Source organism: Sphingobium sp. DN12 (genome assembly GCF_051058005.1).
In the GTDB taxonomy this organism is placed as follows: domain Bacteria; phylum Pseudomonadota; class Alphaproteobacteria; order Sphingomonadales; family Sphingomonadaceae; genus Sphingobium; species Sphingobium yanoikuyae.
In genome coordinates, this window is record NZ_CP173717.1 from 4,866,108 (window position 1) to 4,889,977 (window position 23,870).

General features: G+C 64.0%; 22 protein-coding genes. 14 read left to right on the forward strand and 8 right to left on the reverse strand.

The window, feature by feature from the left end; genetic code table 11:
- Positions 1–4 precede the first annotated feature (4 nt).
- Entirely contained in the window at positions 5–415 is a 411-nt protein-coding gene (locus tag ACI6S0_RS23185) for a hypothetical protein (protein WP_434404497.1), read from the forward strand.
- A gap of 60 nt (positions 416–475) precedes the next feature.
- On the opposite strand, the gene ACI6S0_RS23190 is transcribed toward ACI6S0_RS23185, so the two are convergent.
- On the reverse strand, positions 476–2,626 hold the full coding sequence (locus ACI6S0_RS23190; protein ID WP_434404498.1) for a TonB-dependent siderophore receptor: 2,151 nt from the start codon (positions 2,624–2,626) through the stop codon (positions 476–478).
- 657 nt (positions 2,627–3,283) lie between these two features.
- On the opposite strand from ACI6S0_RS23190, the gene ACI6S0_RS23195 reads away from it, so the two are divergent.
- Entirely contained in the window at positions 3,284–4,159 is an 876-nt protein-coding gene (locus ACI6S0_RS23195) for an OmpA family protein (RefSeq protein ID WP_026109112.1), read from the forward strand.
- Between the two features lie 199 nt (positions 4,160–4,358).
- On the forward strand, positions 4,359–6,227 hold the full coding sequence (locus ACI6S0_RS23200) for an ABC-F family ATP-binding cassette domain-containing protein (RefSeq protein WP_434404500.1): 1,869 nt from the start codon (positions 4,359–4,361) through the stop codon (positions 6,225–6,227).
- 72 nt (positions 6,228–6,299) lie between these two features.
- On the opposite strand, the gene ACI6S0_RS23205 is transcribed toward ACI6S0_RS23200, so the two are convergent.
- The 4 genes from ACI6S0_RS23205 to ACI6S0_RS23220 form a co-directional block, all read right to left on the reverse strand.
- Positions 6,300–7,394, reverse strand: a complete 1,095-nt coding sequence (locus ACI6S0_RS23205) for an AI-2E family transporter (protein ID WP_037515942.1) — start codon at positions 7,392–7,394, stop codon at positions 6,300–6,302.
- A gap of 49 nt (positions 7,395–7,443) precedes the next feature.
- Complete coding sequence (locus ACI6S0_RS23210) at positions 7,444–8,688, reverse strand: YceI family protein (RefSeq protein WP_434404501.1); 1,245 nt, start codon at positions 8,686–8,688, stop codon at positions 7,444–7,446.
- 103 nt (positions 8,689–8,791) lie between these two features.
- On the reverse strand, positions 8,792–10,132 hold the full coding sequence (locus tag ACI6S0_RS23215; protein WP_434404502.1) for an alkaline phosphatase family protein: 1,341 nt from the start codon (positions 10,130–10,132) through the stop codon (positions 8,792–8,794).
- Between the two features lies 1 nt (position 10,133).
- Positions 10,134–12,404 carry a TonB-dependent receptor gene (locus ACI6S0_RS23220; protein ID WP_434404503.1) on the reverse strand — a complete coding sequence of 757 codons (2,271 nt, stop codon included), beginning with the start codon at positions 12,402–12,404 and terminating at the stop codon, positions 10,134–10,136.
- A 219-nt stretch (positions 12,405–12,623) separates the two neighbouring features.
- Between ACI6S0_RS23220 and ACI6S0_RS23225 the strand changes: the two genes are divergently transcribed.
- Positions 12,624–13,064, forward strand: coding sequence for an acyl-CoA thioesterase (locus ACI6S0_RS23225; protein ID WP_004210293.1), 441 nt, complete (start codon positions 12,624–12,626; stop codon positions 13,062–13,064).
- A 14-nt stretch (positions 13,065–13,078) separates the two neighbouring features.
- On the opposite strand, the gene ACI6S0_RS23230 is transcribed toward ACI6S0_RS23225, so the two are convergent.
- Positions 13,079–13,465, reverse strand: coding sequence for a DUF983 domain-containing protein (locus ACI6S0_RS23230; RefSeq protein WP_434404504.1), 387 nt, complete (start codon positions 13,463–13,465; stop codon positions 13,079–13,081).
- Between the two features lie 93 nt (positions 13,466–13,558).
- Between ACI6S0_RS23230 and pabB the strand changes: the two genes are divergently transcribed.
- The 7 genes from pabB (at position 13,559) to ACI6S0_RS23265 (ending at position 19,668) form a co-directional block, all read left to right on the forward strand.
- The gene (gene pabB, locus ACI6S0_RS23235) at positions 13,559–14,737 is read left to right on the forward strand and encodes an aminodeoxychorismate synthase component I (RefSeq protein WP_017500848.1); all 1,179 of its coding nucleotides are present in this window, start codon (positions 13,559–13,561) and stop codon (positions 14,735–14,737) included.
- 32 nt (positions 14,738–14,769) lie between these two features.
- The gene (locus ACI6S0_RS23240; protein WP_004210299.1) at positions 14,770–15,393 is read left to right on the forward strand and encodes an aminotransferase class IV; all 624 of its coding nucleotides are present in this window, start codon (positions 14,770–14,772) and stop codon (positions 15,391–15,393) included.
- Positions 15,394–15,578: 185 nt separating this feature from the next.
- The gene (locus ACI6S0_RS23245) at positions 15,579–16,781 is read left to right on the forward strand and encodes a pyridoxal phosphate-dependent aminotransferase (protein WP_434404505.1); all 1,203 of its coding nucleotides are present in this window, start codon (positions 15,579–15,581) and stop codon (positions 16,779–16,781) included.
- A gap of 310 nt (positions 16,782–17,091) precedes the next feature.
- A complete protein-coding gene (locus ACI6S0_RS23250) occupies positions 17,092–17,253 on the forward strand; it encodes a hypothetical protein (RefSeq protein WP_170319005.1) in 162 nt (53 codons plus the stop codon).
- Complete coding sequence (msrA, locus tag ACI6S0_RS23255) at positions 17,240–17,914, forward strand: peptide-methionine (S)-S-oxide reductase MsrA (protein ID WP_434404506.1); 675 nt, start codon at positions 17,240–17,242, stop codon at positions 17,912–17,914. The genes ACI6S0_RS23250 and msrA overlap by 14 nt, the downstream gene beginning before the upstream one ends.
- A gap of 70 nt (positions 17,915–17,984) precedes the next feature.
- The gene (locus ACI6S0_RS23260; RefSeq protein ID WP_434404507.1) at positions 17,985–19,103 is read left to right on the forward strand and encodes a zinc-binding dehydrogenase; all 1,119 of its coding nucleotides are present in this window, start codon (positions 17,985–17,987) and stop codon (positions 19,101–19,103) included.
- Between the two features lie 37 nt (positions 19,104–19,140).
- A complete protein-coding gene (locus ACI6S0_RS23265; RefSeq protein ID WP_434404508.1) occupies positions 19,141–19,668 on the forward strand; it encodes a GNAT family N-acetyltransferase in 528 nt (175 codons plus the stop codon).
- A gap of 79 nt (positions 19,669–19,747) precedes the next feature.
- Here ACI6S0_RS23265 and infC read toward each other — a convergent pair whose 3' ends face one another.
- A complete protein-coding gene (infC, locus tag ACI6S0_RS23270; RefSeq protein WP_029547879.1) occupies positions 19,748–20,281 on the reverse strand; it encodes a translation initiation factor IF-3 in 534 nt (177 codons plus the stop codon).
- 127 nt (positions 20,282–20,408) lie between these two features.
- Positions 20,409–22,391 carry a threonine--tRNA ligase gene (thrS, locus tag ACI6S0_RS23275; protein ID WP_069337495.1) on the reverse strand — a complete coding sequence of 661 codons (1,983 nt, stop codon included), beginning with the start codon at positions 22,389–22,391 and terminating at the stop codon, positions 20,409–20,411.
- Positions 22,392–22,561: 170 nt separating this feature from the next.
- On the opposite strand from thrS, the gene ACI6S0_RS23280 reads away from it, so the two are divergent.
- The 3 genes from ACI6S0_RS23280 to ACI6S0_RS23290 all read left to right on the forward strand — a co-directional run bounded on the left by ACI6S0_RS23280 (position 22,562) and on the right by ACI6S0_RS23290 (position 23,869).
- Positions 22,562–22,999: an ExbD/TolR family protein gene (locus tag ACI6S0_RS23280; RefSeq protein WP_434404509.1), complete on the forward strand. Its 438-nt coding sequence runs from the start codon at positions 22,562–22,564 to the stop codon at positions 22,997–22,999.
- A gap of 94 nt (positions 23,000–23,093) precedes the next feature.
- A complete protein-coding gene (locus ACI6S0_RS23285) occupies positions 23,094–23,681 on the forward strand; it encodes a hypothetical protein (protein WP_434404510.1) in 588 nt (195 codons plus the stop codon).
- Complete coding sequence (locus ACI6S0_RS23290) at positions 23,678–23,869, forward strand: helix-turn-helix transcriptional regulator (RefSeq protein WP_434404511.1); 192 nt, start codon at positions 23,678–23,680, stop codon at positions 23,867–23,869. Before ACI6S0_RS23285 ends, ACI6S0_RS23290 begins: the two co-directional genes overlap by 4 nt.
- The last annotated feature ends 1 nt before the right edge of the window (position 23,870 follow it).

Genomic DNA, 23,870 nt, shown 5'->3' on the forward strand with positions numbered 1-23,870 from the left:
AGCTATGAGCAAAAATGATCGTCTCTGGGATCGATATTGGGGTATCCGCGACAATCACAAAACTGGCTATGCTATGCCTATAATCTGGCACCTTTCCTTTCAGCGCGATCCATTAGCGATGACGGAACTTGGCAGCACATTCGACAAGCCCGGTAGCCTTGCCAATTCATTTAGCCAAGCTGGTCTTGCCTATCGAGCATTTCGCCGTGGTCACCTAACCGCCGCGCAGCATCTTGCTATGAACGCATTCAATGGACGTGATCTTCACGGGTATCGGTATTGGCTGGCGCGTGCTGCTAAGCTTGGAGACGTTGATGCCGCTCGCGAGTTGAAGCGATTTGAACTTCGGTTGCCGCATACAAATGCGGCCCTCATAGGGCGCAAGCGTCCTTATCGCCCATCTGATTTCGCATAAGCCGTCAATCCACCCCCAAACAAAAAGGGCGCCGCGGTCTCCCGCGGCGCCCTTCCAGCATCAGAACTTGTAGTTCGCGCTGATCGTGAAATTGCGCGGGGCGCCGTAGCGATATTGGCTGAACGAACCGGCCTGGCTGTAATATTTCTTGTCGAACAGATTTTCGACATTGGCCTGGAGCTGCAGCTGCTCGGTCACGGCATAGCGCGCCATCAGGCTGACCAGCGTATAGCCGTCCTGCTGGAAGCGGAAGGGCACGGCCGGCGTGGTGCCGGGGATGGTGCCGTCCGAATAGGCCTTGCTGCGATAATTGATGCCGCCACCGACGGTCAGGCCGGTCAGCACGCCGGGCAGGTCATAGGTGGTGAAGATCTTGAGCAGCTTGCGCGGTTGCGCGGTGTTCACGTCGTTGCCGTCCGGATCCTCGATCTTGAACTGGCTGTAGCTGGCATTGACGTTCCAGCCCGGCAGCGGCTGGCCGGTGGTTTCCAGTTCGAAGCCCTTGCTCGTCACGCCCTCGACCGCGCGATAGGGCTGGAAGGTCTGGCCGTTCAGGATGATTTCCGGGCCATCCATCTCGCCGACATTATCCTGCTCGATGCGGAACAGCGCGATCGAGGTCTGCAAAGCGTCGCCAAAGAAGCTGCTCTTGAGGCCGATTTCATAGGCGGCGCCGTTCAGCGGATCGAGCAGGCGCTGTTCGCGGTCATAGCGGTTCTGCGGCTGGAAGATCTTGGTATAGCTGGCATAGACGCGATGGTTCGACGTGATGTCGTACAATGCGCCGACATAGGGGATGAACACATTGTCGTCGCCATAGTCGCTCGGCCCGCTCCAGGCGAAGCCGCGCTGGTTCCAGCTGGCGATGCGGCCGCCCAGGATGACCTTGAACGGATCGGCGACGTTCAGGCGGAACGCGCCATAATAGCCGGTCTGCTCGATCCGTTCCTGTTCGTTGCGCACCGCGTCGGTGCCCCAGACCGGCTCGGGATAGGGCACGCCTTCCTGGCCGATCACCGGCACGTCCGTCAGCCAGGGCGAGGGCGCCACATAATTGTCGGTGTGCCGCTTCAGCACGCTGTGCAGCGCGCCCAGCACGACCTCATGATCGCGGCCGAACAGCGCCACCTGGCCCTTCAGCTGGGCGTCGATGCTGTTCTGGATGCTTTCGCCCTTGGACTTGTAGGGGTTGGTGCCGTCCATCGTGCCGGTCGCCTTGTCGACGCCGCCATAGAGATACAGGAGCTGCGTATCGCCGGTGGTCTTGAGCCGGTTGTAATTGGCGGTCAGGTTCCAGCGATCGCCAAATTCCTGACGCACCGTGGCATAGATATTCTGGTTGGTGGTGTTCCAGTAGGTCCAGTCCGCCGCCGTGGTCTGCGACCGGGGCAGGTCGGTCAGCGTGCCGTCGGTGTAGAAGGTGGGCAGCGCGCCCCAGGTCGCGCCCTTGGGCTTGCTGTCCTGGTGGCTCATGCCGACGCGGACCAGCGTGCTATCGGTGACGTCGGCCTCGACCACGCCATAGAGGACCCACTTCTTGCGGTCCTGGATGTCGATGAAATAGTCGCCCTTTTCATAGCGGCCGACCAGCCGGGCGCGGATGCGGCCATCGGCGGTCAGCGCGCCGCCAATGTCGGCCGACAGGCGCCAGGTGTTCCAGCTGCCGAAGCTGGCATTGGCATAGCCGGTCAGGTCGGTGGCGTCGGCATGCTTGCGCACCAGGTTGACCGACGCGGACGGATCGCCCGCGCCCGACAGCAGGCCGGTCGCGCCGCGCACGACCTCGATCCGTTCATAGATGGACACGTCGATGCTGGTCTCGCCATTGCCGCCGGCCAGCGTCCAGGCGGCGGGCACGCCATCGACCTGGGTGTTGCGGATCTCGAAGCCGCGCGCGTAGAAGCTGTTGCGCACGTCGTCGACTTCGTTGGCGGATACGCCCACCGCATTGGTGATGACGTCCTTCACGCTGATCAGATTCTGGTCGAGGATGCGCTGCGCGGTCATGATGCTGACCGACTGCGGCGTTTCCTGCACCGTCAGGCCCAGGCCCGTCGCGGTGTCGATCTTGTCGGGCAGCGTATAGGTGCCGGTGACGACGATCTGGTCGTCGCGATTCTCATCGGCCGGTGCGGCATTGGTCTGGGCGGCGGCGGGAAGGGCGACGACGCATAGTGCGACGCCGGCAAGCCAGTGATATTTGGACAGCATGAAGACCCCTGTTTTCTGGTAGGAAATTGGGCGTCGTCCTAAGCGGTATTGCGAGGCGATCGCAACAATAATGCGAATGCGTCGCAATGCTATTTTGCGCAAAATATGCGAATATTTCCGTCTGTGACGATAATGCCACAGTTGGTGCCGTCGACCGGCGGGTGATGCGCGTTGCGGCTGCGGCCGGTCGAGGCGTCCATCGGCCTGCTTCCGCACGCCCACGCAGACCGGATCGTCAAATAATGTTTCAAGTCAATGGCATGAAAGCGCAAAAATAGAAATTCGGAATTTGTTCCACGCGGACGCTGATTTTTGTTTCACAACAAGAGGGGTCTTCATCGCGAAGTGTGATGGAAATCTATAGCTGTTCTGACTCAAGTGGATCGCGTTAACACTTTCGGTCTTTGCCTTCGTTTCGTCGCATCATCCACTCATCTGGCCTGCGCAACACGGCCGGAACACGGGCTGTTCATGCAGCAGAAAGCCGGACACGAACAGGCAATGTGTCTGGCGCATCCCACGGCGCCAAGACGTCAAAATTTATGAAGGTCAGAAGAAGGGGGTTCTGACGGCTGGAAACGCCACCAGGCGGCCGCCGTCGGACGACAAGCTGCAATGCTGCAGGCCCGACCGATCGAGAAGTGAAGGAGCAGCGTGATGCCTATCATGTCCAAAAACCAAAAATATCTTGTGATGCTTGCCCTGCTGGCCGGGGCCGCTCCGGCCGCCGTCGTGGCGCAGGACCAGGCCCAGGACGCGCCGCCGGCCGATGTGTCGGCCAGCGTCGCCATGCCGGCCGCCGAACTGACGGAGGGGCCCGAGATCAAGGGCATCATCTCCGCGCGCAGCGGCGACCGGATGCAGGTGACCGCCGCCGACGGCAGCAAGAGCGTCATCACCATCAATGACGATACCAAGATCAGCGCCAGCAAGGGGCTGTTCGGCCTTGGCCGCGACCATCTGGCCGCGACATCGCTGCTGAACGGTCTGCCGGTGACGGTGAAGACCCTGCAGGCCGGCGAAGGGCTGCTTGCCAGCAAGATCGCCCTGCAGAACAAGGATCTCAAGACCGCGTCGATGATCAACAACGGCACGGCCCAGCGGTTCGACGAACAGACCGCCGCGACCGAGGCGCTGCGTGGCCGCATGGGCGAGATCGACCAGTATAATGTGAAGGGTACGACCAACGTCAATTTCGACACCGGCAAGGCGGTGCTGTCGGATCAGGCGAAGAATGACCTCTGCGCCGCGGCGACCTCGGCCAATGGCATGAGCAACGCGCTGCTGCTGGTCGTGGGCTATACCGACTCCACCGGCGGCGAAGAGCTGAATCAGGAACTCAGCGAAAAGCGTGCCTCGCGCGTGGTCAATTATCTGCAGCAGGCCTGCGGCTGGAAGCCCTATCGCATGCTGACCCCCACCGGCATGGCCGAGGCCGATCCGGTGGCCAGCAACGACACGATCGAGGGCAAGGCGCAGAATCGCCGCGTCGCGGTCAATATCCTCGTCAGCAAGGCCGTCGACGGCCTCTGACACCTGCGGGGTGGGCCCTTGCCCACCCCCATTTTTTGCGCGTCGATCGCGCGACTTCGCAAAAATCTCCTATTGCGAAGTCATCACTGCGGACCGGCAGCGGCGCAAATACGTCCTCTGCGACACTATATACTTTGCAGCTTTCGCAAGCGCGCCAAGCCGCTTCACCCCCCGCCGCAGCTCTGCTACAGGCGCGGCCATGCTTAACTTGAACGGTATCACCGTGCGCCTGGGCGGCCGCACCATCCTCGACCGCGCCGGCGCCGCGCTGCCGCCGCGCAGCCGCGTCGGCCTCATCGGCCGCAACGGCGCAGGCAAGTCGACCCTGATGAAGGTGATGATCGGCCAGCTCGACCCGGACGAGGGCAGTTGCGACATGCCGCGCGACACCCGCCTTGGCTATATCGCGCAGGAAGCCCCGTCGGGCACCGCCACCCCATTCGACACCGTGCTCGCCGCCGACAAGGAACGCGCCGAATTGATGGCGGAGTCGGAGCATACCGAAGATCCCGACCGCCTCGGCCATATCTATGAGCGGCTGACCACGATCGACGCCTATACCGCGCCCGCGCGCGCCGCCCGCATCCTCGTCGGCCTCGGTTTCGACGAGGAAATGCAGGGCCGTCCGCTCGACAGCTATTCGGGCGGCTGGAAGATGCGCGTGGCGCTCGCCGCCTTGCTCTTCTCCAACCCGGACCTGCTGCTGCTCGACGAACCGTCGAACCATCTCGATCTCGAAGCGACCTTGTGGCTGGAGAATTTCCTCAAGGCCTATCGCGGCACTGTGGTCATCATCAGCCATGAGCGCGATCTGCTCAACAATGTGGTCGACTATATCCTGCATCTCGAAGGCGGGAAGGTGACCCTCTATCCCGGCGGCTATGACGCGTTCGAGCGCCAGCGCGCCGAGCGCCTGGCCCAGCAGGAGGCGGCACGCGCCAAGCAGCAGGCCGAGCGCGAGAAATTGCAGGATTATGTCGCCCGCAACTCCGCCCGCGCCTCGACCGCGAAACAGGCCCAGTCGCGCGCCAAGGCGCTGGCCAAGATGCAGCCCATTGCCGCCGCGATCGAAGACCCCAGCCTGCATTTCGGTTTCCCCAGCCCCGCCGAACTGCGCCCGCCGCTCATCACCATGGACATGGCCTCGGTCGGCTATGACGACACGCCGATCCTGCGCCGCGTCAATCTGCGCATCGATCCCGACGATCGTCTGGCGCTGCTCGGCCGCAACGGCAACGGCAAGACCACGCTGGCCCGCCTGATCGCGGCGCAGCTGGCGCCGATGGAAGGCGCGATGACCACATCGGCCAAGATGAATGTCGGTTATTTCACCCAATATCAGGTGGAGGAACTGGACGTCACCGACACGCCGCTGGAGCATATGACCCGCGTCATGAAGGGCGCGACGCCCGGTGCGGTGCGCGCCCAGCTTGGTCGCTTCGGCTTTTCCGGCGAGCGCGCGACGCAGAAGGTCGGCTCCATGTCGGGCGGCGAGCGCGCGCGTCTGGCGCTGGCGCTCATCACCCGTGACGCGCCGCACCTGCTGATCCTCGACGAACCGACCAATCATCTGGACGTCGACAGCCGCGAGGCGCTGGTGCAGGCGCTCAACGAATATTCGGGCGCCGTCGTCATCGTCAGCCACGATCGCCACATGATCGAACTGGTCGCTGACCGGCTGGTGCTGGTCGACAATGGCACCGCCCAGCCGTTCGACGGATCGCTTGATGATTATACCGACATCATCCTGCGCAAGGCGGACGGCAACCCGTCGGGCGGCGACGCGCCCAAGGTCGATCGCAAGGCGGACAAGAAGGCTGCCGCCGAATGGCGCGAGAAGCAGAAGACGCTCAAGAATGCCGTCAACAAGGCCGAGCGCGAGATGTCCACGCTGATTGCCGAGCGCAAGCGGATCGACGCCGTGCTGTCCGATCCCAAGAGCGCAACCGGGGCCGAGGCGAAGATGACCACCAGCGAACTGATGGTGAAGCGCGCCGCAGTGGAGAAGAAGCTGGAAGCGGCCGAGGAAGTCTGGATGGAAGCCGGCGCGGCGCTGGAAGCCGGCTGATTCTCCGGCTTTAGACCCTGATTCACGCCATCGGTGAAAGTGCGGAGCGCTTCCACCTCAGACGATCAGGGTCTAGAAGGTGAGCGGTGGCGCGCCCGCTTCGTTGGAGCGGGTGCGGATCACGATCTGCCAGGTGGCGATGAACAGGGCGGCGATCACCGGTCCGATGACGATGCCGTTGAAACCGAACAATTGCAGCCCGCCGAGCGTGGTGATCAGCACCACATAGTCGGGGATGCGGGTGTCGCGGCCGACCAGGATCGGGCGCAGCAGATTGTCGACCATGCCGATCACGAACATGCCGCAGAAGATCAGGATCAGCCCCTTCCAGATCGCGCCGGTCGCCAGCAGATAGATTGCCACCGGCGCCCAGATGAGGCCGGTGCCGACGGCCGGCAGCAGCGAGAAGAAGCCCATCATCACGCCCCACAGCAGCGCGCCGGAAATGCCCAGTGCGCCGAACACCAGTCCGCCGATCAGCCCCTGCAATATGGCGACGACGATGCTGCCCTTGATCGTGGCGCGGATGACGATGACGAATTGCCGCATCAGCGCGCGGCGATGCAGCACCCGCAGCGGCGCGGCCCGGTCCAGCTTGCGCGCCAGATCCAGTCCGTCGCGCAGCAGGAAGAAGGTGAGATAGAGCATCACCGTCAGCGCGATGATGAAGCTGAAGGCGCTCTGGCCGATCAGGAATGCCTGGGCCGCGACGGTGCGGAAACTGGCGGTCAGGCCATCGGTCAGCAGCCGCTGGACCGCCGCGAAATTGGATATGCCCAGCCGCCGCAGGCCGATCGACGCCCAATCCGGCAGCGCCGCCTGGAACTGTGCGAACATGTGGGGAATGTTGATCTTCCCCACATTGATCTGGGCGTAGAGCGCGGTCGCTTCCTGCACCAGCGCGATCGACAGGATGATGGCCGGCACAATCACGATCGCGATGATCAGCAACAGCGTCAGCAGCGCGGCGCTATTGCGATGGCCGGGGATCAGCTTGAGCAGCCCCTGGTTCACCGGAATGAACAGGATGGCGACGATCACGCCCCAGAGGATCGCCCCGAAGAAGGGCTCGACCACCAGCGCGAAGGCGATGGAAACCAGCACCACCAGGGCGACGAACACCCCATCCTCAATCTGCGTTCGGCGATGCCGGCTCTGTCGTTCCATGTCCGCTTCTTGGCAGAAACCGTTACGTTAATCCATGCATCGCATGGCCTTATTGCGCCTTGGCGTCAAAGTTGAAGGTCACCATCACTTTGGGATCAAGGCCGGTGCTGCTGTCGCCATTGCCCACGCCAAAGGGCAGGCGGGCGACGCTGGCTGATCCGCTGACCTTGCGGCTTGTGCCGCTGCCCGACAGGGTGAAGCGGATCGCCTGCGGCTTGGCCACGCCCTTCAGCGTCAGCGTGCCATGGGCGCGATAGCCGTTGGCGCCGCTCTTCTCCGCCCCCTTGGCCACGAAGGTCGCAGTCGGGTGGGCGGCGCTGCCGAAGAATTCGTCGTCCGGCAGCATGCCGTCCTTATAGGCGTCGCCGACGCTGGCCGACGCCATGTCGATCGTCACCTTGATGTCGGCGCTTTCGGGATGGTCGGGGTCCATCACGATCTTCGCGGTCCATTTGGAGAAGCTGCCGCTGATCGTCTCGCCGCTATTGCCGACCGAAAAGCCGATCCGGCCGCCGGGTTGCACGGCCCATGCGGGCGGTGGGCCGGCCGGTTCCTCGGCAACGGCTGCGGTTTCGTTCGCAGCCGGGGTGGCGGCATTGTCGCTCGCATTGCCGGCGGCTTCGACGGCATTGTCTTCGGCAGGCACGTCTTCCGCTTCGACCGCATTGGTGGCGGGGGCAGCGGGCGCTTCAGGCGCGGCACCCGGCAGGATCGCCCGTCCCAGCAGGAAGCCGGCGAGGATCAGCGCGGGCAGGCCGATCAGCAAGGCGGTCGAGCGACCCGGCGCCATCCGCCAGATCAGCCCGTCGCGCATCAGCACATGATGGCGCAGCGCGCCCGCGACATGCAGCGCCACCAGCGCGATGCCGATCCAGGCGAGCAGGCTATGACCGCCTTCGGCCAGGCCATGGCTTGCCATTGGCAGCGGCAAATGGGGCAGGGGAATGACGCCGAAGAACAGCGTCGGCACCTTGACCTTGGCGGTCGAGACCAGCGCCCAGCCGGTCAGCGGCGCGCCCAGCATGAAGGCATAGAGGCCGACATGAACGCCGGATGCCAGCGCCCCCTGCCAGCCGCCTTCCAGCTTGGCCGGGCGCGGCTTCCACCAGCGCACGCCAATGCGCAGCAGCGTCAGCAGCAGCACGGTGATACCGATCGACTTGTGCAACTGGAACAGCGCAAAGCCGCGCGCGCCCAGACTGCCCAGCGCCCAGCCGACGGCAATCTGGAAGGCGAGCAGGGCGGCGATCGCCCAGTGCAAGGTGATGGCGGCCAGGCTGTAACGCTGCGGCATATGGACTACCCCGAAAATGACCCTGTTGGATTGGGCGCAAAATTATGTCGCGGGGGTAATGAAGTCCATCGTCGCAGCCGGAAACGATCCGTTGCCGGGTGGATCAGCGCAGGTCGATCGCCGCCGCCTCCGCGTCGGGTAGGCTGGCGCCCATCGCCTTGGCCAGGGTCGGCGCAATCGCGCGCATGTCGATCAGGCCCAGATCCTTGCCCGGCTTCACCCCCGGTCCCATCGCCATGAAGGTGGCGCGCAGATTGGCCGGGCCGGGGAAATAGCCGTGCATCCCCTTGACCGGTGTCGGCGCGACCAGCGGCGCATTGGCGCCGCGGAAGATGTCGGTGACGAAGCCGGGCTTGAGGTTGATCGTGAAGCTGGCCTGCGGATTGCCGCCGAGCTTCGCCATCTCCGCCCGGCCGACGATGCGGTCGATGCCGTTGGCGGGGTTGGCGGCCAGCCTGTCGAGCAAGGCCTTCACCTTGTCGGCCAGCATCTGGTCATCGGGCCGGGCGAGCATGATCGCGGCCGATCCGCCGCCGATCCAGGGCATGGCCTGCCACGACGCGACCTTGCCGTCCGCGCCAAGGGTGATGAGGCCGGCGTCGATGAAGGGGCGGAACAGGTTGAGGCCGCTATGCGTCGCCTCGAACCCATGGTCGCTGACCAGCGCGATCAGCGCGTCGGGGTGGGCCTTGCGCTCGGCCGCGACCAGATCGCCGACGATCGCGTCGATCTTTTCCAGCACCGCCTTGGCGGCCGGCGTATCGGGACCGCTGCCATGCTGCTCATGGTCGAGCGCGGTGAGGTAGACGGTCAGGAAGTCAGGCTGGTGCGCGGTGATCAGGGCGATGGCGAACCGGCCCCTGTTCTGGTCGCCGGACAGGCTCTCGTCGATGCCCATGGCATAGGGCTGGCCGACCGCCCGTTCCAGCTCCGCCTTCAGTCCCGGCGTCGCCAGCGCATCCAGCAGTTGCGCGTCATCGGCATGGCCGGTGCGCCAGATTTGCGGCAGGTTCCAGCTTATGCCCCTGGCGGCGACGCTGACCGGCCAGTGGATATTGCCGGTGGACAGCCCGGCCCTGGCCGCCGCATCCCACAGCATCGGCACCTTCACATCCTGCGCATACCAGTACCAGCCGCCCTGGTTGATCTGCATCGGGTCGAAGCTGTTGTTGCTGACGATGCCATGCTTGCCCGGCGACACGCCGGTCATCAGCGTGGTGTGGCTGGGATAGGTCAGCGTCGGCAGCACCCCGGTGACGCCCGATGCATGGGCGCCATCGGTCAGGAACCGGCGCAGATTGGGCAAGGCAAGGCCGCGCTTGTCCGCCTCCAGCACGTCGCCGGGGCGCAGCCCGTCGATCGAGATCAGCAGCACCGGCTCGGCCAGCGCCGGGAGCGGCGTGACGGCGAGCAGGGCGGAGGCAAGCAGCGCGGCCTTGTTCATCTTAGAAACCCGCCTTGAGGGTGACGAAGAATTGCTGCGGCGCGCCGATCAGCAGCGTCTGCGCGTCGCCGCTATTGCCAAAGCCGCCCGATCCGATCGTGCTGATATATTTCTTGTCGAACAGGTTGCTGGCGTTGAGCTGCACTTCGATCTGGTCGGTGATGCGATAGCCGATCGAGGCGTCCACGATCACCCGGCCATTGACCGAAGCATCGTTGGTGTAGCTGTAATAGCGCTTCGACATATAGTTGGCGCCGATCCGGCCGAACAGCGGCCCTTGGTCATAATTGAGCTCGCCGCGCAGCATATGCTTGGGGCTGTCGACCACGGTCTTGCCCTTGATCGCCGCGACCAGCGTGCCGTCCGAACTGTTGAGTACATCGTCGCGATAGGTGGCGTCGGTGTAGCTGTAGCTGGCATAGAGGCCGAAGCCCTGACCCAGGGTGAGGTTACCCGCCGCTTCGATACCGACGGCGCGGACATTGCCGACATTCTGCAGCGCGGAGGCAAGACCCAGGATCGGGCTGCCGACCTGCACCGCCAGCAGGCGGTTGCGGAAATTGACCAGATAGGCGCCCAGCGTGCCGTTGAAGCGCGAACTATTGTAGCGCAGGCCCAGTTCGTACGTGTCCGAGCTTTCCGGCTTCAGGTCGTCCCGGATCTGGTCGAAGCCGGCCTGGTTGGTGGAGAAGGGGCCGGTGGTGGTGGCGCTGGCAAAGGCCTTGGTCACCTGGGTGAAGCCACCGAAAATTTCCGCCTCGGGGCTCAGCTCGACGGCGAAGCCGGCATGCGGCTGGAACCAGTCCTCGGCCTTGATCTTGCCCTCGGGGAAGCTGCTCGACACGACCGCCTCGGCCTCGTTGGTGACCTTGAAGCCCTTCCAGCCCAGGTTGATCGTCAGCATGCCGAGGTCGATCTTGTCGCGGACATAATATTGGATCGTGTCGGTGGTGAAATCGAACTCCCACTGGGTCGCGAACGGGTTCTTGGGATAGTCGCGGAAGGACAGGCCGGCTTCGGTGCGGCTCTTGAACGCATAGAAGCGGCGGGCCTGGTTGAACTTGTTATTCTCGTACCAGGCGCCCGCTTCCAGCGTCTGGATGCCGATCGTCGCATCGACGCTGCCGAACGCGCCGATCCGGTCCATGTCATATTCGGTGGTGCGGATCGACAGCGGCGAGCCGCCGGTGGGGCTGGGGACGGACGGCGTCGCCCACAGGCCCATGCCGCTGTTGTTGTGGTAATAGCCCTTGATCTTGAAATTGGCATGATCGCCCAGCGGCGTGCTGTAGCCGATCGCGCCCAGCCAGTCCTCGCGCAGACCGGCGGCATCATAATAGGCGTCCCACACCGACGTCACATTGTCGGGATAGACGGTGCCGGCGGCGGCGTTGCTGACCGGCGCGCCGGTTTCGCCGCGATTATTGCCGATGTCGGCATAGAGAACCGCCTTGGCATAGTCGGGCGAGGTATTGTCCCATTTCCAGCCCAGGCGGTTGATCATGTCCATCGACATGTCCTGATAGTCCTGTTCGCGGCGGTCCGAATAGCTGAGCCAGCCATCCAGCTTGCCGTCGCCGACCGGGATCACGACCTTGGCATTGACCATATGCTGGTCCTGCGTGCCCTGGCCCTTCCACTTATCGGTCGAGCCGTAAGCATAAGAGACGTAACCACGAATGCCGTCGGCGCTGCCCATGTTCAGCCGGGCAAAGGCGCGCCAGGTCTCGTCGCTGCCATAGGTGAGGTTGCCCTGCGCGCCCAGCGCATCGGCGGGGTCGATCGAGAAGGTCTCGATCGTGCCGCCCAGATTGCCGGTCGACTGGGTGCCGAGCGAACCCGAACCTTGCGACACGCGGACGGTGCCGATATTCTCGCTGCTGATGGCGCGGGTGATGTGCAGGCCGTTATGATTGCCATAGCTCATGTCACCCAGCGGAATGCCGTCGAAGGTGAAGCCGAGCTGGTTCTGGTTGAAGCTGCGGATGCTGACGCGCTGCGACCATTCATAGCTGCCGAACGGATCGGACGACTGGAAATTGACGCTGGGCAGCTTCTCGATGGCTTTGAGCGCATTGGTGCCGGGCGTCAGGGTGACGAGGTCGCGGGTGGTGATTTCCTGGACCTGGCGGGTCTCGCCCCGGCCAAAGACGATGATGCCGGCGCTGTCCGCGTCGGCCGCGGCATCGGCGGCGGGCGCCATGTCCTGGGCAAAGGCGGGCGCGGCGATGCAGGCGGTCGAAGCGAGCAGCAGGCTGAGTGCGTGACGCATGGTAATATCCCCCAATCGGATGTGATTGGCGGGCGCTCTAGGCTGGGCATGTTGCACTGCAATGTGACTATCGCGACGCTGCGGCGTCAGTTTCGTGACAATATCGTTATGATTTTGTCTGTGTCATAAAGGTCGCAGTCGCGGCATTTTCGCCGCGAACATTGCATCGCAAGATCGCTGGGCTAAGAGCGAAAAAAACAATTTCAAGGAAAGCAGGACATGGCCAAACCCGAATCCTGGCGGTTCAGTCCCGACGCATATCGCTTCATCACGAGCATCGATACGCGTTTCCAGGATCTTGATACCATGGGCCACATCAACAATGTGGCCATTTCCGGTATCTTCGAAACGGCCCGTATCCGCTTTCATCACCATATGGGCCGCCACCCGCAGGAACAGGGCGTGCGCTGGCTGGTGGCCAATGTGAACCTCAACTTCATCGAGGAATCGCATTTCCCCTATCCGTTCGAGGTCCATTGCGCGATCGGCCATATCGGCCGCACCAGCTGGACGATCAGCTCGGCCGGCTTCCAGAAGGGCGTGTGCGTCGCCACCTGCGACACCACCGTCGTCACCCATGGCGCGGAGGGCCGTCGCTCGATCGACGACACGTTGCGCGAAGCGATGGAACTCAACTTCATCCGCAAGCCGGCGGAATAAGGCCCGGCGCGCCGTCAGGCGAAGCCGTGCATCCGGCGCGACCATTGGAAGGCCAGCACCGCCCCCTTGGCGGGCTGGATCATCGCCAGCCCCAATATCGCCGCCAGCGTCGGCCATAGCACGGCCTGCCAGCCGATCGGGATGGCCAGCGCGGCATTGACCTCGATCATCAGCGGCACCAGCAGATGGCCGAGCAGCAGGATGACGATATAGGCCGGGAAATCATCGGCCTGATGTCCGTCCCAGCGCTGGCCGCAATGGCTGCACGCCGGCACCGGTTTCAGGAAGCGCGCGAACAGCCTGCCCTCGCCACAGGCCGGGCAGCGGCTGCGCAGGCCCAGCAGCAAGGCCGGCTTGAACGGACGCGGTTCGCTCGTCGGGGCAGGGGGCTGGTCGGACATAGCCCCTGTCTAGGCCAGCTTTGCCCCGCCGGGCAATGATGGCGCCATCTGCATCGCTCTTTCGTGCGCGCCAAAGCCTGTTAAGAGGACGCCATGCGCCTGCCTGGTCCCACCGAAGCCTTTGCCCTGTTCGACGATGCGCGCGTCCAGGGGGCAGCGCCCGCGCGGCTGTATCGCGATCCGGTGTCGGTTATCGCGGCCTGGCGGATGGAGGAAGTGCAGCCCGCGCTCGACCGCATCGCCGAGGCGCGCGAAGCCGGCCTGCATGCCGCCGGCTATATCAGCTATGAAGCCGGGCTGGCGCTGGAGGAGCGGCTGGCGCCGATCGCGCACCGCCCGCCCAAGGGCGGGCCGCAGGCCATGCCCTTGCTCTGGTTCGGCCTGTTCGAAGGCTGCCGCTTCATCCCCGCCGATGGCGTCGCGGACCTGCTGCCCGATCCTGCGGCGGTCAGCGTCGATGCGCCCTGGCCGCTCGTCAGCGAAGCCGACTATCGCGCGCAGTTCGACCAGGTGCAGGAACTGATCCGTGCCGGCGACATCTATCAGGTCAATCTGACCTTCCCGTGCGAACTGCGCTTCGCCGGCGATCCGATGGCGCTCTATGCAGCGCTGCGTCCGCGCGCGCAGGCCGGCTATGGCGGCGTCGTCAACATTGGCGGGCATCAGATATTGTCCTTCTCGCCCGAACTTTTCTTCACCCAGGTGCGCGGGCAACTGACGGCGCGGCCGATGAAGGGCACCGCCGTGCGCGATCATGATCCGGAACGGGATGCCGCCCTGGCGACCGAGCTGGCGCGCGACGCCAAGCAGCGCGCGGAAAATCTGATGATCGTCGACCTGTTGCGCAATGATCTGTCGCGGGTGGCGCGGGCCGGATCAGTCACGGTCCCTGACCTGTTCAAGGTCGAAACCTATCCGACCGTCCATCAGATGGTCTCCACCATTCGCGGCCGCGTGCTGCCGGGGCTGGCGCCGGTCGACGTGTTGCGGGTGCTTTTCCCCTGCGGATCGATCACCGGCGCGCCCAAGGTGCGGGCGATGGAGATCATCGACATGGTCGAGCCTTTTGCCCGCGGCGTCTATACCGGGGCGATGGGCTGGATGGATCCGGCGGGGGACGCGGCTTTCAATGTTGCCATTCGCACCATTTGCGTCGAAGAAGGAAGCGGTATCGGTCGCCTGGGCCTGGGGTCCGGCATCGTTGCGGATTCGGATGCGTCGGCCGAATGGGCGGAATGCCTGGCCAAGGGGCGCTTCCTGTCGCTGGGATGAAAGATGATTGCAGTGGGGCGTGAATAGGTTCGATGTCGGTGGCTGACGGACGATATGATCTGCTCGAGACCATGGCCTTCGATCCGCATGAAGGCGTGCGTCTGCTGGAACTGCATCTTGGCCGGCTGAAGGACAGCGCGCAGGCGCTGGGCTTCGCCTTCGACCGCCACAGCGTGCGCAACGAGCTTCAGGCCGCCACTTTCCGCCTGCGCGAACTCAGCCGCGTGCGGCTGCTGGTGTCGCGCCAGGGCTCGGTGTCGATCGAGGTGCGCGAACATCGCACCTGGCCCAAGGCGATCATGCAGGTGAAGGTCGTGCCCCGGCTCGCCGCCGCCACGGATCCGCGGCTGGAGCACAAGACCACCGACCGTTCCCTCTATCGCGACGCGCTGCAGCGCGGCGGCACCTATGAGGTGCTGATGACCGACGAACAGGGCTATCTGACCGAAGGCTGCTTCTCCTCCATCTTCGTGGAGCGGGGCGACAAGCTGGTGACGCCGCCGGCCTCGCGCGGGCTGCTGCGCGGAATCCTGCGTCAGAGCCTGCTCGACATGGGCGAGGCGGTGGAGGGCGATCTGCGCATCCATGATCTGGAACGCGGCTTCTTCATCGGCAATGCGTCGCGCGGGATGGTCGCGGCCTCGCTGGTCCGATAGTTTTCCTAGGACGCGCACAAGCCAATAACCGGCAACTGGCGGTTGCTCCGGCGTCCTTTGCGCACTAAGGACCGCCGCGTCTGCCTGCGCGGCAGGCAAGGAGATAATATTATTTTTTGTCGCGATGCCGTCGAGCGCGGACTCTTTTGTCCGTTTGGGCATCGCTCTGGAGAAAGATCATTGCCATGAGCCAGACTTCCGCAGCCCTCGGTCGCATCCAGCCCTCCGCCACCCTGGCGATGAGCGCGCGCGTGAATGCCCTTAAAGCCGAAGGCGTGGACGTCATTGGTCTTTCCGCCGGCGAACCCGATTTCGACACGCCCGATTTCGTGAAAGAGGCGGGGATCGAGGCCATTCGCAAGAATCTGACCCGCTATACCGATGTCGACGGCACTGCCGACGTCAAGGAAGCCGTCGCCTTCAAGTTCAAGCGCGACAATGGCCTGATCTACAAGCGCAGCCAGATCAGCGTGAACTCGGGCGGCAAGCACACGCTGTTCAACGCGCTGGTCGCCACCGTCGACGTGGGCGATGAAGTCATCATCCCGGCGCCCTATTGGGTCAGCTATCCCGACATCGTGAACTTCGCTGGCGGCACGCCCGTGTTCATCGAAGGCCCGGCCAGCCAGGGCTACAAGATCACCCCGGCGCAGCTCGACGCCGCGATCACCCCGCGCACCAAGTGGGTGATGCTCAACTCGCCGTCCAACCCGTCGGGTGCCGCCTATTCGGCGACCGAACTCAAGGCGCTGGGCGATGTGCTGCTGCGTCACCCGCATGTGCTGGTGATGACCGACGACATGTATGAGCATGTCTGGTACGCGCCGACCCCCTTCGCCACCATCGCCCAGGTGTGCCCGGACCTTTATGACCGCACCCTGACGGTCAACGGCTGTTCCAAGGCCTTCTCGATGACCGGCTGGCGCATCGGTTTCGCCGGCGGTCCCGAATGGATCATCAAGGTGATGGGCAAGCTGCAGTCGCAGTCGACCAGCAATCCCTGCTCGATCAGCCAGGCCGCGGCCGTGGCGGCGCTGACCGGCCCGCAGGATTTCCTGGAAGAGCGCAATGCCGCCTTCAAGAAGCGCCGCGACATGGTCGTCGCCATGCTGAACGACGCGCCGGGCCTCGACTGCCCGACCCCCGAAGGCGCCTTCTATGTCTATCCCGACGCCAGCGGCGTGATCGGCAAGGTGACGCCCAAGGGCCAACTGATCGACAGCGACGAAGCGCTGATCGGCTATTTCCTCGACGAAGCGAAGGTCGCGGCCGTCCATGGCGCCGCCTTCGGCCTCTCGCCGGCCTTCCGCATCAGCTATGCGACCTCGGAAGAGGTGCTCAAGACCGCCTGCGTGCGCATCCAGGAAGCGTGCGCAGCGCTGAAATAAGCGCCGGCCGATGATCGTCGGCCTGCAATAAGCTCTTGAAAATCCGGTCGCGATACTGTCTATCGCGGCCGGATTTTTCCATTGTCTCAGAAATTGAAACGGTCTTTTTCGCACTGCAGCGTCTTGTGATTGACGCCGCAGGCGCTATATGCCAGTTGCGTAAAGAAACTTATGTGCGGTGGCATTTCGTCGCTCCACTCCCGTCCTTGGTCGAAAGCCGCTGTCCGGCGCGATCATGTTCAGACAGGGGCAAGGCGCAATGTCCTACCGGGCGACGATCGCGAAGATATCGCGACAGAAAGGCTTGGCCATGTTGGCGTTTTTGAAATCCGAACTGTTCTTCCGCTTCCTGGGTGGCTTTGCCATCGGGGCGGTCGCGATGTTCGCGCTTCAGCCCAATAATGAGCCGCCGGCGCTGACCTCGACCGCGATCGCGTCGACCGCGACCCCTGTCGGCAGTGCGGCGCTCTAAGGGCCTTTTCCTACTCCCCCTTGCGGCGCTCGCCGCCGCGTCTTCTCCATTGCATGCCGAACCTGCCGTCCCCGCGCCGATTCCGGCGCTGGATGCGCAGCCGACCCGATCGCTGGAAACCGCGATCTTCGCGGGCGGCTGCTATTGGGGCGTCGAGGGTGTCTTTTCCCATGTGAAGGGCGTCAGGCTCGTTGTGGCGGGGTTCGCCGGCGGACCCCGCGACCGCAAGGTCGATTATGACATGGTCAGCGGCGGCGATACCGGTTTCGCCGAGTCGGTCCGGGTCACCTATGATCCGAAGATCGTCAGCTATGGCACGCTGCTGCGCATCTTCTTCTCGGTCATCACCGATCCCACCACGCTCAATTATCAGCGGCCCGACAGCGGCACCCAATATCGCAGCGCGCTCTTTCCGCTCAATGCCGAGCAGGACAAGGCAGCGCGCGCCTATCTGGCGCAGTTGCAGAAGGCCGGGCTGTGGCGCGACCCGATCGTGACCAGGGTGGAGCCTTTCACCGGCTTCCAGGATGCCGGGGCCGATCATCAGGATTTCATGGCCCGCTATCCCTATCATCCCTATATCCAGCGCTGGGACATGCCCAAGCTCAAGGCATTCCGCGCCATGTATCCCACGCTCTACCGCGCGGTTCCCGCCGCCTGATCGCGCCGATGCTGGTCGATGGCGACGTGGCAGGCTAAGCCCCTTTCATCGCCGCCAAGGGAGCCTCCTCATGTCCGACATCACCGGCCTGCACCTTCTCTCGACCCTCGCGCCCGATGGCCGCCTGACCGTATCGCTGGCAGAACAGACCCTGCCAGCGCCGACCGGATCTCAGGTCGTGCTGCGGGTCGAGGCGGCACCGATCAATCCATCCGATCTCGGGTTGCTGCTGGGGTCGGCCGATGTCGACCATGCCGAATATGGCGATGGCTATCTGGTGGCGCAGATGCCCGAGGCATCGATGCGCGCCATGGCCTCGCGCCTGGGTGAAGCCATGCCGGTCGGCAATGAAGGGGCTGGCACGGTGATCGCGGCAGGCGAAGCGCCGGAGGCACAGGCGCTGCTCGGCAAGCGCGTCACCTGCGTGCCGGGCGGCATGTACGCCCAATATCGGCTGGTCGATGCGCGTGCCTGCATGGCCTTGCCGGATGATGCCACGGCGGAGCAGGGGGCATCGGCCTTCGTCAATCCGATGACCGCGCTTGGCTTCGTCGAAACCATGCGGGCAGAGGGGCACAAGGCGCTGGTCCATACCGCGGCCGCCTCCAACCTTGGCCAGATGCTCGTCAAAATCTGCCAGGCGGACGACATCCCGCTGGTCAATATCGTCCGCAGCCCGGCCCAGGTCGCCCTGCTGCGCGATCTGGGCGCGCGCCATGTGCTCGACAGCACGGCCGATGATTTTGCCGAACTGCTGGTCGCCGCGCTGACCGAAACGGGGGCGACCATCGCCTTCGACGCGATTGGCGGCGGATCGCTGGTCAGCCGGATATTGGGCGCGATGGAGCAGGTGGCGAGTGCGGGCGCCACCTATAGCCGTTATGGCTCCGCCACCATGAAGCAGGCCTATATCTATGGCGCGCTCGACCTGTCGCCGACCCTGCTGACGCGTAGTTTCGGCTTCAGCTGGCGGGTCGGCGGCTGGCTGCTGACGCCCTTCCTGGCGCAGGCGGGGGCAGAAACGGTGGAGCGGATGCGCGCCCGCGTGCGCGACAATCTCACCGGCCTCTTCGCGAGCCACTATAAGGCGCGCCTGTCGCTCAAGGATGCGCTGACGCGCGACGCGGTGCTGGCCTATAATGCCCGCCGCACCGGCGAGAAATATCTGATCGTGCCGAACGCCGCCTGAGCCCTTATATGAACCCATCAAGGAGTGACCTGCGCCAATGACCATTCGGGATGCCGGCCCGGCCGATGCGCCGGCCATCGCGGCCATCTATAATGACGCGGTCGTCAACACGACGGCGATCTGGAACGATCATCAGGTGGATGCCGCCGATCGACTCGCCTGGCTGACGGAGCGGCAGGGGCAGGGCTATCCGGTGCTGGTGGCGGTCGATGCGCTGGGCGACGTGGTTGGCTATGCCTCCTTTGGCGACTGGCGCGCCTGGGATGGCTATCGCAACACGGTCGAACATTCGGTCTATGTCCGCGCCGATCAGCGCGGGGCGGGAATCGGCAAGGCGCTGATGCTGGCCCTGATCGATCGTGCCCGCGCGATCGGCAAGCATGTCATGGTTGCCGGCATAGAGGCCGGCAATATCGGATCGATCCGGTTGCACGAGCAACTGGGCTTCACCCAGGTCGGCCTGCTGCCGCAGGTCGGCATGAAATTCGGCCAATGGCTCGATCTGGCCTTCCTGCAACTGACGCTGGATGCCCGCGCCACGCCTGGCACGTTGTTGATCGACTAAGCCGCGCTCAAATGCGTATCGGGCGGAGTCTGTGGCCAGACCCCGCCCGTTAGCATGTTCTTCGATGTCGCCCCGCCGCTTATTTCGGCGACAGCACCATCAGCATCTGGCGGCCTTCCATGCGCGGATAGGCTTCGACCTTGGCGATCTCGGCGACATTTTCCGCCACGCGCTGGAGCAGGTTCATGCCCAGCTGCTGGTGGCTGAGTTCACGGCCGCGGAAGCGCAGGGTGATCTTCACCTTGTCGCCGTCGCCGATGAAATCATGGACCTTCTTCATCTTCGTATCATAATCATGATCGTCGATGTTCGGACGCATCTTGATCTCTTTGAGTTCCTGCGTCTTCTGGGTCTTGCGGGCGATGTTCGCCTTCTTCTGGGCTTCGTACTTGAATTTGCCGATGTCCAGGAACTTGCAGACTGGCGGATCGGCGTTGGGCGACACTTCGACCAGGTCCAAGCCAACGTCGGCGGCCTGTTCGATCGCCTCCTGCGTAAACATCACGCCCAGATTTTCGCCTTCGTCATCGATCACGCGCACCTTGGGCACGGTGATGAATTCGTTGTACCGGGGGCCGGACTTCGGCGGCGGCGCCAGTGGGCGGCGCATCATCGGGGGACGTATAGCAGCTTCTCCTGAGTCTATTAAAACCGAGTGGCTCTTAGCGGCTTTTCTACAAAACCGAAAGGGGTGCGTGTCTCCGTCGTAACGGAATCACGCACCCTGTGGCATTGCTGCCTCAACCCATATCGGGTGCGCGACCTTCTTTTTCAAGGCGCGCAATCACTTCGCTCAGCGAAAGCATGGTCTGGCCATCCTTGCCCAGTTCGCGCAGCGCCACCGTGCCTTCTTCCGCCTCGCGCCGGCCGACGACCAGCAGGTTGGGCACCTTGCCCAGCGAATGTTCGCGCACCTTGTAGTTGATCTTCTCGTTGCGCACGTCGGCCTCGGCACGAATGCCGGCGGCGCGCAGCTTCTCGACCACGTCCAGCGCATAATTGTCCGCATCCGACACGATCGTCGCGACCACCGCCTGCACCGGCGCCAGCCACAGCGGGAACTTGCCGGCATAATGTTCGATCAGGATGCCGATGAACCGCTCATAGCTGCCAAAGATCGCGCGGTGCAGCATCACCGGCCGGTGACGCTCGCCATCCTCGGCAATGTAGCTGGCGTCGAGCCGCTCGGGCAGCACGCGGTCCGACTGGATGGTGCCGACCTGCCAGGTGCGACCGATCGCGTCGGTCAGGTGCCATTCCAGCTTGGGCGCATAGAAGGCGCCTTCGCCGGGCAGTTCTTCCCAGCCATATTCGGGCGTGTTGAGGCCGGCGGCGGCAACCGCGTTGCGCAGTTCCTCTTCCGCCTTGTCCCACATTTCCTCGGTGCCGAAGCGCTTTTCCGGGCGCAGCGCCAGCTTGATCGAGTAGGTGAAGCCGAAATCCCGGTAGATCCGGTCGGCCAGCGCGCAGAAGGCGCGCACTTCCTCGACGATCTGGTCTTCGCGGCAGAAAATATGGGCGTCGTCCTGGGTGAACTGGCGCACCCGCATCAGGCCGTGCAGCGCGCCATGCGGCTCGTTGCGGTGGCAGCAGCCATTTTCGTAGAAGCGCAGCGGCAGGTCGCGATAGCTCTTGATCCCCTGCTTGAAGATCAGGATGTGCGCCGGGCAGTTCATCGGCTTCAAGGCCATCCAGTCGACATCGTCCGACACCAGCGGGCCTTCGTCCGCCACATTCGGCACTTCGTCGGGGATGACGAACATATTCTCGCGATATTTGCCCCAATGGCCGGACTGCTCCCACTGGCGCGCGTCCATCACCTGCGGCGTCTTCACCTCGCGATAGCCCGCATCGTCGATCGCGCGGCGCATATAGGCTTCCAGCTCGCGCCAGATCAGATAGCCCTTGGGGTGCCAGAAGACGCTGCCATGTGCTTCCTGCTGCAGGTGGAACAGGTCCATCTCCGCGCCCAGCTTGCGATGGTCGCGCTTGCCCGCTTCTTCCAGCCGCGTCAGATGCTCGTTGAGCTGCTTCTTGTTGAGCCAGCCGGTGCCATAGATGCGGCTCAGCATCGCATTCTTCTGGTCGCCGCGCCAGTAAGCGCCCGACACGCGGGTCAGCTTGAAGGCGGCCGGGTCCAGCTTGCCGGTGGAGGCCAGATGCGGGCCGCGGCACATGTCGTACCAGCCGTCGCCCGAATGATAGACGGTCAGTTCCTCGCCCTGCGGCAGTTCGGCGGCCCATTGCGCCTTGAAGGTTTCGCCGGCGGCTTCCCACTGGGCGATCAGCGTGTCGCGGGCGATCACTTCGCGGCGCAAAGGCTTGTTGGCGGCGATGATCTTGCGCATCTCCGCCTCGATCGCGGGCAGGTCTTCCTCGGTGAAGGGGCGATCCTTGGGCGCGAAGTCATAATAGAAACCGTCGTCGGTCGCCGGGCCGAAGGTGATCTGCGTGCCGGGGAACAGCGCCTGCACCGCTTCGGCCAGCACATGGGCGAAATCGTGGCGCGCCAGTTCCAGCGCGTCGGCCTCGTCCTTCGCCGTTACCAGCGCCAGCTGCGAATCCTGTTCCAGCGGGCGCATGATGTCGCGCAGCTCGCCGTCGACCTTCGCGGCGATCGCCGCCTTGGCCAGGCCCGGCCCGATCGCCGCTGCAATGTCCGCCGGAGTAGTGCCGGGCGCGACTTCACGCACGGAACCATCGGGCAGGGTGATCTTGAGCATGGCGGACACGGGGGGTCTTTCTGTGAAATGTTCAGGTTGCGCGGCCCAAAAAGCCGCGCCTTCCCCATAAATGGGCGGTCTGCCCTGTCAATAGAAGCCCTCTTGCCAAGAGTCACCCACGGGCGCATGTTTTATGTGCTGATATATCATTATCAGTGCAGGAGGGACTTATGGCTTTGAGCTTTGCAAAATCCCGTGGCGCACAGGATGAAGCGCCGATGGGCGAGATGAACACGACGCCGCTGATCGACGTCATGCTCGTGCTGTTGATCATGTTCATCATCACCATCCCGATCCAGACCCACAGCGTGGGCATCAACCTGCCCCAGGCGCCGGTCGATACCAGCCTGCCCAAACCCGATCCGATCAAGAACAAGGTGACGATCGACGCATCGGGCGTGGTCCGCTGGAACGGCATGGCGGTCGATGCCCTGACGCTGCGCCGCTATCTCGCCCAGACGCTGGCCATGCCGGTCGAGCCTGAACTGCAATTCCAGCCGGATGCCGCTGCCCGCTATCTGGTGGTCGACCAGACGCTGGCCGACATCCGCCGTTCCGGCGTCACCAAGCTCGGCTTTGTTGGCAATGAGCGCTATGGCCAGTTCTGACAAGCATACACGATAAAATGTAAAGGTTCATTGACTCATTGCTTCCTGCTTCTGTAAAGGACGCTTGACCCTTTCAGAGCAGGAGGCACGAGTCATGATCGCCCCGGAACCCATCCACCCCTTTCCCTGGCGCATCTGCGCGGCGGCCGCGCTGTTCACGGTGCTGATGGTGGCCGCCGCCGTCGCCGCCAACATCTTCACCATCAGCGGCAACGGCAAATTGCCGCTGATGGTGCCGGGCCTGCTGGCGCTGGGCTGGCTGATCTGGGAAGCGATGCGGCTGGCGCGCGGCGTGCCGGGATCGGCGATCGCCCGCTATATCGGCCGGGTCGTGCCGCTGATGATCGCCAATGTCGTCACCGTGGTCGCGGCCATCACCATCCAGCGCGAATGGCATCCGGCGGGCATCTGGGCCGTGCTCGTCGCCTTGCTGCCGGCGCCGCCGCTGATCGGCTTCATCTGGGCGATGGGCCGGCTGCTGGTGGAGGAGGCCGACGAATATCTGCGCATGGTCCATGCCCGGCGTGCGCTGATCGCGGCCGGTTTCATGCTGGTCATCACCACCGTCTGGGGCCTGCTCGAAGGATCGGGTCTTGCCCCCCATGCGCCCGCCTATGCCGCCTTCATCCTGTGGAATCTGGGCCTGCTGCTGGCGCCGATCCTGCCCGGCGGCCGCGCATGAAGAACCGGCTCAAGATCTTGCGGGCGGAACGCGACTGGAACCAGAGCGATCTCGCCGCCCAGCTTGGCATTTCGCGCCAGAGCGTCAACGCGATCGAGACCGGCAAATATGACCCCTCGCTCCCGCTCGCCTTCCGCATCGCCGACCTGTTCGACCTCCGCATCGAGGATATCTTCCTGTGCGACTGAT

Bases quoted from the DNA above. Each gene is read 5' to 3' on its own strand.
- ACI6S0_RS23185 (WP_434404497.1), top strand. From the start codon at position 5: ATGAGCAAAAATGATCGTCTCTGGGATCGATATTGGGGTATCCGCGAC.
- ACI6S0_RS23190 (WP_434404498.1), bottom strand. From the start codon at position 2,626: ATGCTGTCCAAATATCACTGGCTTGCCGGCGTCGCACTATGCGTCGTC.
- ACI6S0_RS23195 (WP_026109112.1), top strand. From the start codon at position 3,284: ATGCCTATCATGTCCAAAAACCAAAAATATCTTGTGATGCTTGCCCTG.
- ACI6S0_RS23200 (WP_434404500.1), top strand. From the start codon at position 4,359: ATGCTTAACTTGAACGGTATCACCGTGCGCCTGGGCGGCCGCACCATC.
- ACI6S0_RS23205 (WP_037515942.1), bottom strand. From the start codon at position 7,394: ATGGAACGACAGAGCCGGCATCGCCGAACGCAGATTGAGGATGGGGTG.
- ACI6S0_RS23210 (WP_434404501.1), bottom strand. From the start codon at position 8,688: ATGCCGCAGCGTTACAGCCTGGCCGCCATCACCTTGCACTGGGCGATC.
- ACI6S0_RS23215 (WP_434404502.1), bottom strand. From the start codon at position 10,132: ATGAACAAGGCCGCGCTGCTTGCCTCCGCCCTGCTCGCCGTCACGCCG.
- ACI6S0_RS23220 (WP_434404503.1), bottom strand. From the start codon at position 12,404: ATGCGTCACGCACTCAGCCTGCTGCTCGCTTCGACCGCCTGCATCGCC.
- ACI6S0_RS23225 (WP_004210293.1), top strand. From the start codon at position 12,624: ATGGCCAAACCCGAATCCTGGCGGTTCAGTCCCGACGCATATCGCTTC.
- ACI6S0_RS23230 (WP_434404504.1), bottom strand. From the start codon at position 13,465: ATGTCCGACCAGCCCCCTGCCCCGACGAGCGAACCGCGTCCGTTCAAG.
- pabB (WP_017500848.1), top strand. From the start codon at position 13,559: ATGCGCCTGCCTGGTCCCACCGAAGCCTTTGCCCTGTTCGACGATGCG.
- ACI6S0_RS23240 (WP_004210299.1), top strand. From the start codon at position 14,770: ATGTCGGTGGCTGACGGACGATATGATCTGCTCGAGACCATGGCCTTC.
- ACI6S0_RS23245 (WP_434404505.1), top strand. From the start codon at position 15,579: ATGAGCCAGACTTCCGCAGCCCTCGGTCGCATCCAGCCCTCCGCCACC.
- ACI6S0_RS23250 (WP_170319005.1), top strand. From the start codon at position 17,092: ATGTTGGCGTTTTTGAAATCCGAACTGTTCTTCCGCTTCCTGGGTGGC.
- ACI6S0_RS23260 (WP_434404507.1), top strand. From the start codon at position 17,985: ATGTCCGACATCACCGGCCTGCACCTTCTCTCGACCCTCGCGCCCGAT.
- ACI6S0_RS23265 (WP_434404508.1), top strand. From the start codon at position 19,141: ATGACCATTCGGGATGCCGGCCCGGCCGATGCGCCGGCCATCGCGGCC.
- infC (WP_029547879.1), bottom strand. From the start codon at position 20,281: ATGATGCGCCGCCCACTGGCGCCGCCGCCGAAGTCCGGCCCCCGGTAC.
- thrS (WP_069337495.1), bottom strand. From the start codon at position 22,391: ATGCTCAAGATCACCCTGCCCGATGGTTCCGTGCGTGAAGTCGCGCCC.
- ACI6S0_RS23280 (WP_434404509.1), top strand. From the start codon at position 22,562: ATGGCTTTGAGCTTTGCAAAATCCCGTGGCGCACAGGATGAAGCGCCG.
- ACI6S0_RS23285 (WP_434404510.1), top strand. From the start codon at position 23,094: ATGATCGCCCCGGAACCCATCCACCCCTTTCCCTGGCGCATCTGCGCG.
- ACI6S0_RS23290 (WP_434404511.1), top strand. From the start codon at position 23,678: ATGAAGAACCGGCTCAAGATCTTGCGGGCGGAACGCGACTGGAACCAG.